General features: G+C 62.2%; 15 protein-coding genes. 11 read left to right on the top strand and 4 right to left on the bottom strand.

Annotation, left to right across the window (positions count from 1 at the left end; all coding sequences use genetic code 11):
• Positions 1–13: 13 nt before the first annotated feature.
• A complete protein-coding gene (thiI, locus tag PSOLE_RS08755; protein WP_074855393.1) occupies positions 14–1,468 on the bottom strand; it encodes a tRNA uracil 4-sulfurtransferase ThiI in 1,455 nt (484 codons plus the stop codon).
• Positions 1,469–1,797: 329 nt separating this feature from the next.
• Here thiI and glnA point away from each other — a divergent pair, with 329 nt between their 5' ends.
• The 5 genes from glnA to ntrC all read left to right on the top strand — a co-directional run bounded on the left by glnA (position 1,798) and on the right by ntrC (position 7,378).
• Positions 1,798–3,204, top strand: a complete 1,407-nt coding sequence (glnA, locus tag PSOLE_RS08750; protein ID WP_003463918.1) for a glutamate--ammonia ligase — start codon at positions 1,798–1,800, stop codon at positions 3,202–3,204.
• Positions 3,205–3,480: 276 nt separating this feature from the next.
• Entirely contained in the window at positions 3,481–4,047 is a 567-nt protein-coding gene (locus tag PSOLE_RS08745) for a DUF4124 domain-containing protein (protein WP_074855392.1), read from the top strand.
• Between the two features lie 5 nt (positions 4,048–4,052).
• Entirely contained in the window at positions 4,053–4,670 is a 618-nt protein-coding gene (locus tag PSOLE_RS08740) for a DUF4124 domain-containing protein (RefSeq protein WP_003463922.1), read from the top strand.
• Between the two features lie 189 nt (positions 4,671–4,859).
• Positions 4,860–5,948, top strand: a complete 1,089-nt coding sequence (gene glnL / locus PSOLE_RS08735) for a nitrogen regulation protein NR(II) (protein ID WP_074855391.1) — start codon at positions 4,860–4,862, stop codon at positions 5,946–5,948.
• Positions 5,945–7,378, top strand: coding sequence for a nitrogen regulation protein NR(I) (gene ntrC, locus PSOLE_RS08730; protein WP_003463926.1), 1,434 nt, complete (start codon positions 5,945–5,947; stop codon positions 7,376–7,378). Before glnL ends, ntrC begins: the two co-directional genes overlap by 4 nt.
• A gap of 235 nt (positions 7,379–7,613) precedes the next feature.
• Here the strand turns inward: ntrC and PSOLE_RS08725 are convergent, their stop codons facing one another.
• The gene (locus tag PSOLE_RS08725) at positions 7,614–8,012 is read right to left on the bottom strand and encodes an NINE protein (RefSeq protein WP_074855390.1); all 399 of its coding nucleotides are present in this window, start codon (positions 8,010–8,012) and stop codon (positions 7,614–7,616) included.
• A 147-nt stretch (positions 8,013–8,159) separates the two neighbouring features.
• Here PSOLE_RS08725 and PSOLE_RS08720 point away from each other — a divergent pair, with 147 nt between their 5' ends.
• Together PSOLE_RS08720 and PSOLE_RS08715 are read left to right on the top strand one after the other, a co-directional pair.
• Positions 8,160–9,371: a putative DNA modification/repair radical SAM protein gene (locus PSOLE_RS08720; RefSeq protein WP_074855389.1), complete on the top strand. Its 1,212-nt coding sequence runs from the start codon at positions 8,160–8,162 to the stop codon at positions 9,369–9,371.
• A complete protein-coding gene (locus PSOLE_RS08715) occupies positions 9,371–10,258 on the top strand; it encodes a TIGR03915 family putative DNA repair protein (protein WP_003463932.1) in 888 nt (295 codons plus the stop codon). The genes PSOLE_RS08720 and PSOLE_RS08715 overlap by 1 nt, the downstream gene beginning before the upstream one ends.
• Here the strand turns inward: PSOLE_RS08715 and PSOLE_RS08710 are convergent.
• Positions 10,224–11,369: a PilT/PilU family type 4a pilus ATPase gene (locus PSOLE_RS08710; protein ID WP_074855388.1), complete on the bottom strand. Its 1,146-nt coding sequence runs from the start codon at positions 11,367–11,369 to the stop codon at positions 10,224–10,226. The genes PSOLE_RS08715 and PSOLE_RS08710 overlap by 35 nt on opposite strands.
• Positions 11,370–11,534: 165 nt before the next feature.
• A complete protein-coding gene (gene pilT, locus PSOLE_RS08705; protein WP_003463935.1) occupies positions 11,535–12,569 on the bottom strand; it encodes a type IV pilus twitching motility protein PilT in 1,035 nt (344 codons plus the stop codon).
• A gap of 71 nt (positions 12,570–12,640) precedes the next feature.
• Between pilT and PSOLE_RS08700 the strand changes: the two genes are divergently transcribed.
• The 4 genes from PSOLE_RS08700 (at position 12,641) to PSOLE_RS08685 (ending at position 15,161) form a co-directional block, all read left to right on the top strand.
• On the top strand, positions 12,641–13,333 hold the full coding sequence (locus PSOLE_RS08700; RefSeq protein ID WP_074855387.1) for a YggS family pyridoxal phosphate-dependent enzyme: 693 nt from the start codon (positions 12,641–12,643) through the stop codon (positions 13,331–13,333).
• A gap of 17 nt (positions 13,334–13,350) precedes the next feature.
• Positions 13,351–14,169, top strand: a complete 819-nt coding sequence (gene proC, locus PSOLE_RS08695; RefSeq protein ID WP_003463939.1) for a pyrroline-5-carboxylate reductase — start codon at positions 13,351–13,353, stop codon at positions 14,167–14,169.
• Between the two features lie 11 nt (positions 14,170–14,180).
• Positions 14,181–14,774 carry a YggT family protein gene (locus tag PSOLE_RS08690; protein ID WP_003463941.1) on the top strand — a complete coding sequence of 198 codons (594 nt, stop codon included), beginning with the start codon at positions 14,181–14,183 and terminating at the stop codon, positions 14,772–14,774.
• 81 nt (positions 14,775–14,855) lie between these two features.
• Positions 14,856–15,161, top strand: coding sequence for a DUF167 domain-containing protein (locus PSOLE_RS08685; protein WP_074855386.1), 306 nt, complete (start codon positions 14,856–14,858; stop codon positions 15,159–15,161).
• The last annotated feature ends 39 nt before the right edge of the window (positions 15,162–15,200 follow it).

The following is a 15,200-nucleotide window of genomic DNA, read 5'->3' as shown; positions in this document are numbered from 1 at the left end:
AAGCCCCGGCGTCTTATGTCGGACGATAAACGCGCACATTGGCATGCCCCTCGCTCAGCAGGTGATGGGCATGCAGGCGGCTCATGACGCCCTTGTCGCAATACAGCAGGTACTGGCGGTTCTCATCCAGTTCCTTGAATTTGTTGTTCAGCGCGTAGAACGGCAGCGCCTGCACCTCGACACCCGGCACGTCCAGCGGCTCGTCTTCGGCGGCGTCGGGGTGGCGAATGTCGATGACGATGTGCCCGGCCAGCGCCTCACGCACTTCCTCGACCTGCACATCCTTGCCCAGCTCGTCGATGACGCGGTCGATGGGCAGTTGGGTGGCGCGTTCCAGGGCGCGATCGAGGATGGCCATGTCGAACTGGGCCTCCTCCTTCTCCACGCGATAACTGCGGGCCTTGGTGGTCGGGTTGACCGAGATCACGCCGCAGTACTCGGGCATGTTCTTAGCGAACTCGGCGGTACCGATTTGCGTGGCGGTGTCGATGATGTCCTGCTTGTGGCTGGCAATCAGCGGGCGCATCACCAGCATGTCGGTCGCCGAATCGATCACCGCCAGGTTGGTCAGAGTCTGGCTCGACACCTGGCTGATCGCCTCGCCGGTGACCAGCGCTTCGATCTGCAGCTTTTCGGCAACACGGGTGGCGGCGCGCAGCATCATGCGCTTGAGGATCACACCCATCTGGCTGTTGTCGACCTTGCCGAGAATCTCGCCGACCACTTCCTCGAACGGCACGCTGACGAACAGCACACGCTGCGAGCGGCCGAACTTCTGCCATATATAGTGCGCCACTTCCATCACGCCCAGTTCATGGGCACGGCCACCGAGATTGAAGAAGCAGAAGTGGCTGACCAGGCCGCGGCGCATCATCTGATAGGCCGCGACGGTGGAGTCGAAGCCGCCGCTCATCAGCACCAGGGTCTGTTCCAACGAGCCCAGCGGGTAACCGCCGAGGCCTTCGTGGCGGTTATGCACCACGAAGAGGCGCTGGTCGCGAATTTCCATGCGCACTTCGACGTCCGGTTTCTTCAGGTCGATACCGGCCGCACCGCACTCCTGACGCAGACGTGAACCGACATGGCGTTCGACATCGATTGAGCTGAACGCGTGCTTGCCGCCACGCTTGCAACGCACGGCGAAGATCTTGCCCGGCAACTGGTCGGCGTAGTGGCGCTTGCAGTGTTCAGTGATCTCGTCCAGATCGCCCAGCGGGTACTCATTCACCTCGAGGAACAAACCAATGCCCGGCGTGTTGCGCAGGCGTTCGGTCATCTCGGCCAGCAGCTTGGGATCGTCCAGGTCGGTCTCGACCTCGAGGTTGTCCCAGACACCCGTGACCCGCAGAGCAGGGTCAAGATCACGCAGCACGGAGCGAATGTTCTTCCCCAGCTGGCGAATGAACTGCTTGCGCACCGGGCGGCTCTTGATGGTGATTTCCGGGAAAACTTTGACGATGAGCTTCATGAATAGAGCGCCCGCTTGGGGGACGAAAAAACAGGGGCGCGGATTATAGCGGAAATTGTTCAAGCTTTGACCAAAAATACTGCAACCCCAAGTTGGCGCACCAAAATAGGCCTTTTCCATAAATTTCAGCCCTTAAATAGTGCAAATATCTCCGCGGAATCGGCGCGCAGCCGGCGTAGCGCCTGAGTTTCGCGGCCTCTGCCCAATAAAGGGCACTGGCATGCAATTTGCTCCCTTGTGAGGCAGGTCGCCCTAAAGGACTATCCCGCCGGGCTTCACCGCACATATCGGGGCTCCACGAAGCGAGCCTTTTCCATCTGGAGGACAACATGTCTAAGGCTGTTCAACTGATCAAAGAACACGACGTGAAGTGGGTAGACCTGCGCTTCACCGATACCAAAGGCAAGCAGCACCACGTGACCATGCCGGCCCGTGACGCCCTGGACGAAGACTTCTTCGAGCACGGCAAAATGTTCGACGGCTCGTCCATCCATGGCTGGAAAGGCATCGAAGCCTCCGACATGATCCTGATGCCGGTCGACGAAACTTCGGTACTGGACCCGTTCACCGAAGAGCCGACCCTGATCATCGTTTGCGACATCATTGAGCCAAGCACCATGCAGGGCTACGATCGTGACCCGCGCTCCATCGCCAAGCGTGCCGAAGAGTTCCTGAAAACCACCGGCATCGGTGACACCGTATTCGTCGGCCCGGAGCCCGAGTTCTTCATCTTCGACGAAGTGAAGTTCAAGTCCGACATCTCCGGCTCGATGTTCAAGATCTACTCCGAGCAAGGCTCCTGGATGACCGACCAGGACGTGGAAGGCGGCAACAAAGGCCACCGTCCCGCCGTCAAAGGTGGTTACTTCCCGGTTCCGCCGTGCGACCACGACCACGAAATCCGTACTGCCATGTGTAATGCCATGGAAGAAATGGGCCTGGTCGTCGAAGTGCACCACCACGAAGTGGCCACTGCCGGTCAGAACGAAATCGGCGTGAAGTTCAACACCCTGGTCGCCAAGGCTGACGAAGTTCAGACCCTGAAGTACTGCGTGCACAACGTGGCCGACGCCTACGGCAAGACCGCTACCTTCATGCCGAAGCCGCTGTACGGCGACAACGGTTCGGGCATGCACGTGCACATGTCGATCTCCAAAGACGGCAAGAACACCTTCGCTGGTGAAGGCTATGCCGGTCTGTCCGAGACCGCCCTGTACTTCATCGGCGGCATCATCAAGCACGGTAAGGCCCTGAACGGCTTCACCAACCCGTCGACCAACTCCTACAAGCGTCTGGTTCCGGGCTTCGAAGCGCCGGTCATGCTGGCCTACTCGGCTCGCAACCGCTCCGCCTCGATCCGTATCCCGTACGTTGCCAGCCCGAAAGCCCGCCGCATCGAAGCGCGCTTCCCGGACCCGGCTGCCAACCCGTACCTGGCCTTCGCTGCTCTGCTGATGGCCGGTATCGACGGCATCCAGAACAAGATCCACCCGGGCGATGCGGCCGACAAGAACCTGTACGACCTGCCGCCGGAAGAAGGCAAGCTGATCCCGCAAGTCTGCGGCAGCCTGAAGGAAGCCCTGGAAGAGCTGGACAAGGGCCGCGCGTTCCTGACCAAGGGCGGCGTGTTCTCCGACGACTTCATCGATGCCTACATCGAGCTGAAATCGGAAGAAGAAATTAAGGTACGTACCTTCGTACACCCGCTGGAATACGACCTGTACTACAGCGTCTAAGCCAGTCTCGCGCCGCCCTCGTGCGGCGCGTTTCAAAAGCCCTGCCCGGCCCTGCCTGGCGGGGCTTTTTCATGGACACGCAGCGGCACCATGCCCTGTAGGAGCGAGCATCGCGAGCGGACCTGGCGACCTGAAGAGCTTCGCTCGCGACGCTCGCGCCTACGGCAGATCCGAGTCCACTTTTTGTAGCCGAATATCACAGCCATGGAGCCCTGCGCTTGCCAGGAACCGATAGCAGTGCAAGGCTTAGCGCATCATCCGCGGAAGGATCGGCCCATGCGCCCGCTACTCGTCTGCCTGCTGCTTGCCCTGGCCTTGCCGGCCAGTGCGCAGATCTACAAATACATCGACGCCAACGGCAACACGGTCTTCACCAACCAGCCGCCCGATGGCGCAGCAGCCGAAAGCGTCAACCTGCCGCCAACCAATACGGTAGAGATGCAGACACCCAGCATTCCTGCGGACACCAGCGGCGACACCTCAGCACAGAGCGCGGCCCCTTACTCCGTGTTGAGCCTGACCGGCATCCCGGATGATGAAGCCATGCGCGCCAACAACGGTACCTTCGTCGTCGGCGTGAACATCCAGCCACGCTTGCAACCCGGCCACCAGCTACGACTGATTCTCGATGGCGAGCCATACGGCCAGGCCAGCAACGTACCGAGCCTGCAGTTGACCAATGTCGAGCGCGGCGAACACAGCCTGGCGGTAGCAGTGGTGGCCGGCGAACGCATCATCCAGCAGAGCGCCACCGAAACCTTTACCGTGCAGCGCATCAGCGTCAACAGCCCTGCTCGCCCACCGGTCACGCCACCGCGCCCGACCCCAAGACCGACGAACTGACCACGATGCGTACACTGCTGCTCTGCCTGCTGTTCATCACCCAAGCTGCTTCGGCTCAGGTCTATACCTATATCGATGCTGAAGGTAACCGCGTTTTCACTGACAAACCGCGCAGCAGCAATGCCGAACGAGTGGTGCTCGCGCCGTCCAACAGCGCGCAAATGAGCCAGCCCCAACCCACGGTGCGCATGGCCCCGCCACCCGCGGTAAGCAAACCGACCGTGCACTATCAGCTGCTGCGCATCCTCGTGCCGGAGCCGGACGCCTCGATCCATAACGGTTCCGGCGACATGATCGTTACCCTGACCAGCGAGCCCGGCCTGCTGCCGGGGCACAGCTACCGCCTGCTACTCAACGGTGAGCAGCAGGGTGGCACCAGCCGCAGCCCGGTTTTTTCCCTGCAGCACATCGACCGGGGCACGCACCAACTGGCAGCAGAGATCATCGACTCTGCCGGCCTCATCGTCGAACGTACGCCGGCGCAGCCATTTCATATGCATCGCATCAGCCTGTCGCAAAAGCGCAAGATCAATCCGTGCCAGAAAGATGAATACGGCGTTCGCCCCGAGTGCCCACTCAAAGACAAACCCAAGGAACAGAGCAGCATCCTTCCATTCCTCTGAGCGCAATCGCACCATAACAGTGCAATATGGCGCACCATCCCCTAAGCTCTCCCTGTTTTGGGTCACCTCGATCAGCCCGCCCCCCGCAGCAACCCCACTAAAACCTGGCAGGCTGCACAAAAAATGCGTCTTTTCGGGGCTTTGGTTTGCTTCTTGCATTTTCCTGCCCATCGCCGGAACGCACTGCCTATGACCATCAACGACGCGCTGCACCGCCTGCTACTCGACAACCTGACCACCGCCACCCTGCTGCTCAACAGCCAGCTGTGCCTTGAATACATGAACCCGGCGGCGGAAATGCTCCTGGCCGTCAGCGGCCAACGCAGCCACGGTCAGTTCATCAGCGACCTGTTCACCGAATCGCCCGAGGCGCTGTCATCCTTGCGCCAGGCGGTGGAACAGGCGCATCCATTCAACAAGCGCGAAGCCGTATTGACCTCGGTCACCGGCCAGACGCTGACCGTGGACTACGCGGTAACGCCGCTGTTCAGCATGGGCGAAACCCTGCTGCTGCTGGAGGTGCACCCGCGCGACCGCCTGCTGCGCATCACCAAGGAAGAGGCGCAGCTGTCCAAGCAGGAGACCACCAAACTGCTGGTGCGCGGCCTGGCTCACGAGATCAAGAACCCGCTCGGCGGCATTCGTGGCGCAGCGCAGCTACTGGCCCGCGAACTGCCCCACGAAGACCTCAAGGACTACACCAACGTCATCATCGAAGAGGCCGACCGCCTGCGAAATCTGGTCGACCGCATGCTCGGCTCGAACAAGCTGCCGTCGCTGGCCATGACCAACGTGCATGAAGTGCTCGAGCGCGTCGCCAATCTGATCGAAGCGGAATGCCAGGGCGGCATCACTCTGGTGCGCGACTACGACCCGAGCATCCCGGATCTGCTGATCGACCGTGAGCAGATGATCCAGGCCGTGCTCAATATCGTGCGCAACGCCATGCAGGCCATCGCCGGGCAGAAGCACGACATGGGCCTCGGGCGCATTAGCCTGCGTACCCGTACCCTGCGCCAGTTCACCATCGGCCACACGCGCCACCGCCTGGTGGTCAAGGTCGAGATCATCGACAACGGTCCCGGCATTCCGCCGGAACTGCAGGAAACCATCTTCTACCCCATGGTCAGCGGTCGTGCCGACGGCACCGGTCTGGGCCTGGCCATCACCCAGAACATCATCAGCCAGCACCAGGGGCTGATCGAGTGCGAGAGCTATCCCGGCCACACCGTATTCTCGATCTTCCTACCGCTGGAACAAGGAGCGCCCACGCCATGAGCCGCAGTGAAACCGTCTGGATTGTCGACGACGATCGTTCCATCCGCTGGGTACTGGAAAAGGCCCTGCAACAGGAAGGCATGACCACCCAGAGTTTCGACAGTGCCGACGGTGTACTCGCCCGCCTGACCCGCCAACAGCCGGACGTGATCATCTCCGACATCCGCATGCCCGGCGCCAGCGGCCTCGACCTGCTGGCCCGCATCCGCGAGCTGTATCCGCGCTTGCCGGTGATCATCATGACCGCGCATTCCGACCTGGACAGCGCGGTGGCCAGCTACCAGGGTGGCGCCTTCGAATACCTGCCCAAGCCGTTCGACGTCGATGAAGCGGTGTCGCTGGTCAAGCGCGCCTTCCAGCACGCCCAGGAACAGCAGAGCCTGGCCGCTCCCGCCGCACAGGCGCGTACCCCGGAAATCATCGGTGAAGCACCGGCGATGCAGGAGGTGTTCCGCGCTATCGGCCGCTTGAGCCACTCCAATATCACCGTGCTGATCAACGGCGAATCCGGTACGGGTAAAGAGCTGGTGGCGCACGCCCTGCACCGCCATAGCCCACGCGCAGCAGCGCCGTTCATTGCCCTGAACATGGCGGCAATTCCCAAGGACCTGATGGAGTCCGAGCTGTTCGGCCACGAGAAAGGCGCCTTCACCGGCGCGGCCAACCAGCGCCGTGGTCGCTTCGAGCAGGCCGACGGCGGCACGCTGTTCCTCGACGAAATCGGCGACATGCCGGCCGACACCCAGACCCGCCTGCTGCGCGTGCTGGCCGATGGCGAGTTTTACCGCGTCGGTGGTCACACCCCGGTGAAGGTTGACGTGCGCATCATCGCCGCCACCCACCAGAACCTGGAAACCCTGGTACAGGCCGGCAAGTTCCGTGAAGACCTGTTCCACCGCCTCAACGTCATCCGCATCCATATCCCGCGTCTGGCCGACCGCCGCGAGGACATTCCGACCCTGGCTCATCACTTCCTCGCCCGCGCTGCGCAGGAGCTGGCGGTAGAGCCCAAGCTGCTCAAGAGCGAAACCGAGGATTACCTCAAGCACCTGCCCTGGCCGGGCAACGTGCGCCAGCTGGAGAACACCTGCCGCTGGATCACCGTCATGGCCTCGGGCCGTGAGGTGCATGTCGACGACCTGCCACCGGAGCTGCTGACCCAGCCGCAAGACGCCGCACCGGTGACCAACTGGGAGCAGGCGCTGCGCCTGTGGGCCGACCAGGCCCTGGCACGCGGCCAGTCCAATCTGCTCGACAGCGCCGTGCCGGCGTTCGAGCGCATCATGATAGAGACCGCGCTCAAGCACACCGCCGGTCGCCGCCGCGACGCCGCCCTGCTGCTGGGTTGGGGTCGCAACACCCTGACGCGCAAGATCAAGGAGCTGGGCATGAAGGTCGACGGCGGGGACGACGACGACAGCGACGACTGATTCCGCCAACGCTACGAAAAAGGGCATTCCGTGGGATGCCCTTTTTCATTTTCCCCGGAGTGCATCCGGGCAACGGCGCTTGACTCCCCTCTCCCGCTTGCGGGAGAGGGGCCGGGGGAGAGGGTCTATCCGGCGACACCGAACCGCCTGAACCACCCTCTCCCCAGCTCTCTCCACTAGGCGTGCCCCAATAAATGGGAGAGGAGGCAGATCGTGCAAATCACTTGCCTCTGACTCAACCACGCTGCGCGTTCTTGATCGAGATCTGCGTATTGAGCGTCCAGAAGTCGTAGAGCACGCCGATCAGGAACAGGCCGCCAGTGAACAGGTAGATGATCCCGGTGATCCACTTGCCCTGATACATGCGGTGTACGCCGAAAATGCCAAGGAAGGTCAGCAGGATCCACGCCACGTTGTAGTCAGTATCACCTGCGGTAAAACGCAGGTCGGCCTCGCGATCCATCGAGGGAATCAGGAACAGGTCAATGATCCAACCGATGAAGAACAATCCCAGGGTGAAGAACCAAATGGTGCCGGTGACCGGTTTGCCGTAGTAGAAACGGTGCGAACCGAGAAAGCCGAAAATCCACAGCAGGTAGCCAATCAGCTTGCTGTGCGTATCCTGTCGTTGCATGGCGAACTCCTTGTGCGAGATACAGCTATGACGCTGCGCGCCGAGTGAAGGTTTCATTTGCAATGAGGCAGCGCAACACAACGAATGGCTTGATAGCTGTACGACGCCCATATACTGTATAAAAAAACAGTATAGATATTGCCCGCCATGCAACTGATCGAAAAGCTCACCATCCTCGCCGACGCCGCCAAGTATGACGCCTCCTGCGCCAGCAGCGGCGCACCAAAACGCAGCTCCAAGGGCAAGGACGGCATCGGTTCGACCAACAGCATGGGCATCTGCCACAGCTATACGCCAGACGGTCGCTGCGTGGCGCTGCTCAAAGTACTGCTGACCAACTTCTGCCTGTACGACTGCCAATACTGCATCAACCGTCGTTCCAGTGACGTACCTCGCGCGCGCTTTACCCCCGAGGAAGTAGTGACGCTGACACTGGACTTCTACAAGCGCAACTGCATCAGCGGCCTGTTCCTCAGCTCCGGCATCATCCGCTCGGCCGACTACACCATGGAGCAGCTGATTCGCGTCGCCAAGCTGCTGCGTCAGGAGCACCAGTTCCGCGGCTACATTCACCTCAAGACCATTCCCGATGCCGCACCGGAGTTGATCGCCGAAGCCGGCCTGTACGCGGACCGCCTCAGCGTCAACATCGAGCTGCCCACCGAAACCAGCCTGGTGCGCCTGGCACCGGAAAAGAACGTCGGCAGCATCCACCAGGCCATGCACAACATTCATCTCGGCGAGCGCGAGGCCCAGGAAGAACGTCGCGCGCCACGTTTCGCCCCAGCCGGACAAAGCACGCAGATGATCGTCGGCGCCGACGCCACCGATGACAGCACCATCCTGCACAACGCCCAGAGCCTGTACCACGACTACCGCCTGCGCCGCGTCTACTACTCGGCCTTCAGTCCGATTCCGCAGAGCCCCAAGACCGTGCCCTTCGAGGCGCCGCCACTGCTGCGCGAGCATCGCCTGTACCAGGCCGACTTCCTCATGCGCGGCTACGGTTTCAGCGCCACGGAGCTGCTCGCCGGCCCCGGCAACCTGGATCTGGATATCGACCCCAAGCTGGCCTGGGCCCTGGCCAACCGCGAGCAGTTTCCCGTCGATCTCAACCGCGCAGACGAATCACTGATTGCCCGTGTACCCGGCATCGGCGTACTCAGCGCACGACGCCTGGGCGCGCTGCGGCGTGAACGGCGCATCCGCTACGAGGATCTGACCCGCCTGCGCTGCGTACTGGAAAAGGCCAAGCCGTTTATCGTCACTCAGGACTACCGGCCACCGCGCGCCGAACACGAATCCGTGGTGCTGCGTCAGCAACTGCGCGACACCCCGGCACAAATGGCGTTGTGGTGATGCACAGCCTGCGCTTCGACGGCAGCTTCGCCACCTGGCGCCAGGCCGCGCGCCGTGCTCTGCTGCAGGGTCTGGCTCCCGATCAGTTGCAATGGCTGGACGAGGAGGCCCCACCCAGCCTGTTCGACCAACCCGCCGAACGCGCGCCGGAGCCCAATGGTCGCTTGCGCGTGTCCCCCGAACTGCTGGACTTGCTGGGAAGTGCCTCCCAGTACCGCGGCGATGAACGCTGGAGCCTGCTCTACCGCGTGCTCTGGCGCTTCGTGCAGGGTGAACGCAGCGCTGTGCTGGCCGGCGATCCGGACGGCAGCGAGCTGCATCGCCGGCTCAAGGCGGTGCGCCGCGAGGCGCATCACCTGCATGCCTTCGTGCGTTTCCAGCCATGCAAAACCCCTGACGCGCCGGACTTCGTCGCCTGGTTCGAACCCGCGCATGACATTCTCGCCTCGGCCAGCGGGCACTTCGCCGAACGCCTGGGCAAACACAGCTGGCTGATCGCCACGCCGCGTGACGGCGTGTACTGGGATGGCCAGCGCCTGCAGCACGAACGCCGCTGCCCGGTACAATGGCAGGCTTGGGCACAGCAGCCCGAGGATGACGGCCAGGCCCTGTGGCGCGCCTATTACGGCAGCACCTTCAACCCGGCACGCCTAAACCGCACGGTGATGCAGCAGCATCTGCCACTGAGGTTCTGGAAGCACTTGCCGGAAGGCCCACTGATTCCGCAACTGATGAGCGAAGCACGCGCCGGCGCGCAGCGCGATGGCCAGGCATTGGTGCTGGCCGGCAGAAAGGGCAAACGCATCGTCCAGATAAACGAAGGGGACGCATCGCGTCCCCCGTCAGCCAGCGTCAGCGGAAGCGACGCCCCGGATCTTCCTCGCTGACCTCCAGCGCCAACCCCTGAGCCATGCTGGTCAGGTGATCGCCATCGGTTTCCGAACCGAGCTTGATCATCAGGCGCAGGTCGTTGGCCGAGTCGGCGTAGAGCAACGCATCTTCGTAGGTGATCTCGCCCTGGGTGTAGAGGTTGTACAGCGCCTGGTCGAAGGTCTGCATGCCCTGCTCGGTGGAGCGCTTCATCAGGCCCTTGAGCTCGTGCACCTCGCCCTTGCGGATCAGGTCGGCGGCCAGCGGGGTGTTGATCAGGACCTCGATCACCGCGCGGCGACCTTTACCATCTGGGGTTGGAATCAGCTGCTGAGCGACAATGGCCTTGAGGTTGAGCGACAGGTCCATCCACACCTGGTTCTGCCGGTCGGCCGGGAAGAAGTTGATGATGCGGTCCAGCGCCTGGTTGGCGTTGTTGGCGTGCAGGGTGGCCAGACACAGGTGACCGGTTTCGGCGAAAGCCACGGCATGGTCCATGGTCTCGCGGGTGCGCACCTCACCGATGAGGATCACGTCTGGCGCCTGACGCAGGGTGTTCTTCAGCGCCACTTCGAAGGACTCGGTGTCGATGCCCACTTCACGCTGGGTGACGATGCAGCTCTGATGCTGGTGGATGTACTCGATCGGGTCTTCGATGGAGATGATATGGCCGCTGCTGTTCTTGTTGCGGTAGCCGATCATCGCCGCCAGCGAGGTGGACTTACCGGTACCGGTAGCCCCGACGAACAGCACCAGGCCGCGCTTGGTCAGCGCCAGCTTCTTGAGGATGTCCGGCAGCTTGAGGTCGTCGATGGTGGGGATATTGGTCTCGATGCGGCGCAGCACCATGCCCACCAGGTTGCGCTGGTAGAAGGCGCTGACACGGAAGCGACCGATGCCGCGGGCGCTGATGGCGAAGTTGCATTCGTGCTTTTCGGCAAACTCGCGACGCTGCGCCTCGTTCATCACCCCCAGCACGGTTTCGCGGGTCATTTCCGGCGACATGGCGTTCTTGGTCACCGGCATGATCTTGCCATTGACCTTCATCGACGGCGGCACGCCAGCGGTGATGAACAGATCGGAGCCGCCTTTTTCGACCATCAGACGCAGTAGTTTTTCGAATTCCATCGTCGTGTTCGCTCATCCGCACGCATGAATGCATGGCCCCGCAGCGCAGGGCCAGCGGCTGCGAGCGTGTCATCACAGCCGTGAAGCAGTCCGTAGGGTGGGCTTCAGCCCACCAACAGTGGCCGGCCTTGGTGGGCTGAAGCCCACCCTACCCACTGGGTTTTCCTAGAAGTTTTCCGGGCTCTTGGCCTTCTCGCGCGCACTGTCGCGGCTGACCAGGCCCTTGGATACCAGGGTCTTGAGGCAGGCATCGAGGGTCTGCATGCCCAGCGCACCGCCGGTCTGGATCGCCGAATACATCTGCGCGACCTTGTCCTCGCGGATCAGGTTACGAATGGCAGGCGTACCGATCATGATTTCGTGCGCGGCCACGCGACCGCCACCGATCTTCTTCAGCAGGGTCTGTGAGATCACCGCCTGCAGCGACTCGGAGAGCATCGAACGCACCATCGACTTCTCTTCGGCCGGGAACACGTCGACCACGCGGTCGATGGTCTTGGCAGCGGAGGTGGTGTGCAGGGTGCCGAACACCAGGTGACCGGTTTCCGCGGCGGTCAGCGCCAGGCGGATGGTTTCCAGGTCGCGCATCTCACCCACCAGGATGATGTCCGGGTCTTCACGCAGGGCCGAACGCAGCGCTTCGGAGAAGCCGTGGGTGTCGCGGTGCACCTCGCGCTGGTTGACCAGGCACTTCTTCGACTCGTGAACGAATTCGATTGGGTCTTCGATGGTGAGGATATGGTGGTACTTGTTGCTGTTGAGGTAGTCGAGCATCGCCGCCAAGGTGGTCGACTTGCCCGAACCGGTGGGGCCGGTGACCAGCACCAGGCCGCGCGGCACGTCGGTGATCTTGCGGAACACCTCGCCCATGCCCAGGTCTTCCATGGTCAGCACCTTGGACGGAATGGTACGGAACACCGCACCGGCGCCACGGTTCTGGTTGAAGGCGTTGACCCGGAAACGCGCCACACCCGGCACTTCGAAGGAGAAGTCGGTCTCGAGGAACTCTTCGAAGTCCTTGCGCTGCTTGTCATTCATGATGTCGTAGATCAGCGCGTGTACCTGCTTGTGATCCAGCGGCGGCAGGTTGATGCGGCGTACATCGCCGTCGACGCGGATCATCGGCGGCAGACCCGCCGAGAGGTGCAAATCCGACGCGCCTTGCTTGGCGCTGAAGGCGAGCAGCTCAGTGATATCCATGGGACTCCCCAATTACAAGCAAGCAGGTAGAATGCCGCGAACGCAACGGCCAGGCTTATAGAGCGCAGGTAATGTCCACGATAGCAGAGAATATTGCAAAGGTCGGAGCGCGCATCCGTGAGGCGGCGCAAGCCTCGCAGCGTAATTTGACGGATATCGGCCTGCTCGCGGTGAGCAAGACCAAACCGGCAGCGGCCATTCGTGAAGCTCATGTGGCTGGTTTGCGCGATTTTGGCGAGAACTACCTGCAGGAAGCGCTGGAAAAACAGACCGAACTGAGTGATCTGCCCTTGATCTGGCACTTCATCGGCCCCATTCAATCGAACAAGACCCGGCCCATCGCTGAGCATTTCGACTGGGTACATTCGGTGGATCGCCTGAAAATCGCCCAACGCCTCTCCGAGCAGCGCCCCGCCCACCTGCCGCCGCTGAATATCTGCCTGCAGGTCAACGTCAGCGGTGAGGACAGCAAATCCGGCTGCAGCCCGGAAGCGCTGCCAGAGCTGGCCAAGGCTGTAACCGCCCTGCCCAACCTGCGCCTGCGTGGGCTGATGGCGATTCCCGAACCTACCGACGATATCGCGGCGCAACATGCCGCCTTCGCCCACTTGCGCCAATTGCGTGATGAGCTGGCGCTGAACCTCGATACCCTGTCCATGGGCATGAGCCATGACCTGGAGGCCGCAATCGCCGAAGGCGCCACCTGGGTGCGCATCGGCACGGCCCTGTTCGGCGCCCGCGATTACGGCCAGCCCACTCACTGAATGAAGGAATTTCTGCAATGAGCAACCCGAGCATCGCCTTCGTCGGCGCCGGCAACATGGCCGCCAGCCTGATTGGCGGCCTGCGCGCCCAGGGCGTGGCGGCCAGCGCCATTCGTGCCAGCGAGCCTGGTGACGAACAACGTGCACGCCTGCAGCAGGAGCACGGTATCGCCACCTTCGCCGACAACGCTGAAGCCATAAAAGGCGCCGATCTGATCGTGTTGGCGGTCAAGCCGCAGATCATGAAGGCGGTATGCCTGGATCTGGCACCGCACCTGGCTCCCAATCAGGTGATCATCTCCATCGCCGCCGGCATCAGCTGCGCCAGCCTGGAAAACTGGCTGGGCGAGCGTGCAGTGGTGCGCTGCATGCCCAACACACCGGCGCTGCTGCGTCAGGGCGTGTCCGGGCTGTTCGCCAATGCCCGCGTAAGCGCCGCGCAGAAGGCCCAGGCCGAGCAGGTGCTGAGCGCCGTTGGCCTGGCGCTGTGGCTCGATAACGAAGCACAGATCGACGCAGTCACCGCCGTGTCCGGCAGCGGCCCGGCCTATTTCTTCCTGCTGATCGAGGCGATGACCGAGGCTGGTGAAAAACTCGGCCTGCCTCGCGAAACCGCTGCCCAACTGAGCATCCAGACCGCTCTGGGCGCCGCACGCATGGCCAGCGAGAGTGATGTCGACGCCGCCGAACTGCGGCGCCGTGTGACCTCGCCGAACGGAACCACCGAAGCGGCGATCAAAACCTTTCAGGCCGGCGGCTTCGAAACGCTGGTACAACAGGCACTCAACGCCGCCGCCAATCGCTCGGCCGAACTGGCCGAACAACTGGGTCAATAAAGGAAGCACACATGTCCGGACTCATCGAAGCCCTGATCTACATCATTCAGACCCTCGGCAGCCTGTATCTGCTGATCGTCCTGCTGCGTTTCATCCTCCAGCTGGTACGCGCCGACTTCTACAACCCGCTGAGCCAGTTCATCGTCAAGGCCACGCAACCGCTGGTAACTCCACTGCGCCGGATCATTCCGGGCTTCGCCGGGCTGGACCTGGCTTCGCTGGTGCTGGCTATCCTGGTACAGCTGCTGCTGATGATCGTCACCCTGACCCTAATGGGCTACAACGTCGGCGGTTTCATCCTGCAGCTGCTGGTGTGGTCGATGATTGGCGTGACCTCGCTGTTTCTCAAGGTGTTCTTCTTCGCCCTGATCATCAGCGTGATCCTCTCCTGGGTCGCTCCGGGCAGCTACAACCCGGGCGCACAGTTGGTGAACCAGATCTGCGAGCCGCTGCTGGCGCCATTCCGTAAGCTGCTGCCAAACCTCGGCGGCCTGGATATCTCGCCGATCTTCGCCTTCATCACCATCAACCTGATCGATCGTTTCGTGATTGGCGGTCTGGCGGCCTCCACTGGTCTGCCGCCGATGCTCAGCCCCTTCCTTTAAACATAAAAGTCGCGCAGCGACGCTTTCCTTGCCGACCTTCTCCCAACGGGAGAAGGTGGCGCGCAGCGCCGGATGAGGGGCATGTCCATCAAGACCACAAACTTCTACCGCTGGGATGGCGAGGACCTGATCCTCGACTGCCACCTGCAGCCCAAGGCGAGCAAGGACGAGTTCGCCGGGCTGCAGGGTGAGCGGCTAAAAATCCGACTCACCGCCCCGCCGGTAGACGGCAAGGCCAACGCCCACCTACAGGCCTTCCTGGCCAAGGCCTTCGGCGTGGCCAAGAGCCAGGTGAGCCTGGAAAGCGGCGAACTCAATCGACATAAACGCCTGCGTATTCGCGCCCCGCGAAGCCTGCCGCCGATTCCTGGGCTGCAGCGCGCCTGACGACCGCTCAGTCGCCGCACCCGACCATAAGGCGGGACT

It is taken from the genome of Pseudomonas oleovorans subsp. oleovorans (genome assembly GCF_002197815.1).
GTDB classification, from domain to species: domain Bacteria; phylum Pseudomonadota; class Gammaproteobacteria; order Pseudomonadales; family Pseudomonadaceae; genus Aquipseudomonas; species Aquipseudomonas oleovorans.
Note: the sequence above shows the minus strand (reverse complement) of the source record. Positions and strands in the feature narration are given on the sequence as shown.

Excerpts from the sequence above, each read along its gene's own strand:
- PSOLE_RS08700 (WP_074855387.1), top strand. The coding sequence starts at position 12,641 with ATGTCCACGATAGCAGAGAATATTGCAAAGGTCGGAGCGCGCATCCGT.
- pilT (WP_003463935.1), bottom strand. The coding sequence starts at position 12,569 with ATGGATATCACTGAGCTGCTCGCCTTCAGCGCCAAGCAAGGCGCGTCG.
- proC (WP_003463939.1), top strand. The coding sequence starts at position 13,351 with ATGAGCAACCCGAGCATCGCCTTCGTCGGCGCCGGCAACATGGCCGCC.
- thiI (WP_074855393.1), bottom strand. The coding sequence starts at position 1,468 with ATGAAGCTCATCGTCAAAGTTTTCCCGGAAATCACCATCAAGAGCCGC.
- glnL (WP_074855391.1), top strand. The coding sequence starts at position 4,860 with ATGACCATCAACGACGCGCTGCACCGCCTGCTACTCGACAACCTGACC.
- PSOLE_RS08715 (WP_003463932.1), top strand. The coding sequence starts at position 9,371 with ATGCACAGCCTGCGCTTCGACGGCAGCTTCGCCACCTGGCGCCAGGCC.
- ntrC (WP_003463926.1), top strand. The coding sequence starts at position 5,945 with ATGAGCCGCAGTGAAACCGTCTGGATTGTCGACGACGATCGTTCCATC.
- PSOLE_RS08690 (WP_003463941.1), top strand. The coding sequence starts at position 14,181 with ATGTCCGGACTCATCGAAGCCCTGATCTACATCATTCAGACCCTCGGC.
- glnA (WP_003463918.1), top strand. The coding sequence starts at position 1,798 with ATGTCTAAGGCTGTTCAACTGATCAAAGAACACGACGTGAAGTGGGTA.
- PSOLE_RS08685 (WP_074855386.1), top strand. The coding sequence starts at position 14,856 with ATGTCCATCAAGACCACAAACTTCTACCGCTGGGATGGCGAGGACCTG.
- PSOLE_RS08745 (WP_074855392.1), top strand. The coding sequence starts at position 3,481 with ATGCGCCCGCTACTCGTCTGCCTGCTGCTTGCCCTGGCCTTGCCGGCC.
- PSOLE_RS08720 (WP_074855389.1), top strand. The coding sequence starts at position 8,160 with ATGCAACTGATCGAAAAGCTCACCATCCTCGCCGACGCCGCCAAGTAT.
- PSOLE_RS08710 (WP_074855388.1), bottom strand. The coding sequence starts at position 11,369 with ATGGAATTCGAAAAACTACTGCGTCTGATGGTCGAAAAAGGCGGCTCC.
- PSOLE_RS08740 (WP_003463922.1), top strand. The coding sequence starts at position 4,053 with ATGCGTACACTGCTGCTCTGCCTGCTGTTCATCACCCAAGCTGCTTCG.
- PSOLE_RS08725 (WP_074855390.1), bottom strand. The coding sequence starts at position 8,012 with ATGCAACGACAGGATACGCACAGCAAGCTGATTGGCTACCTGCTGTGG.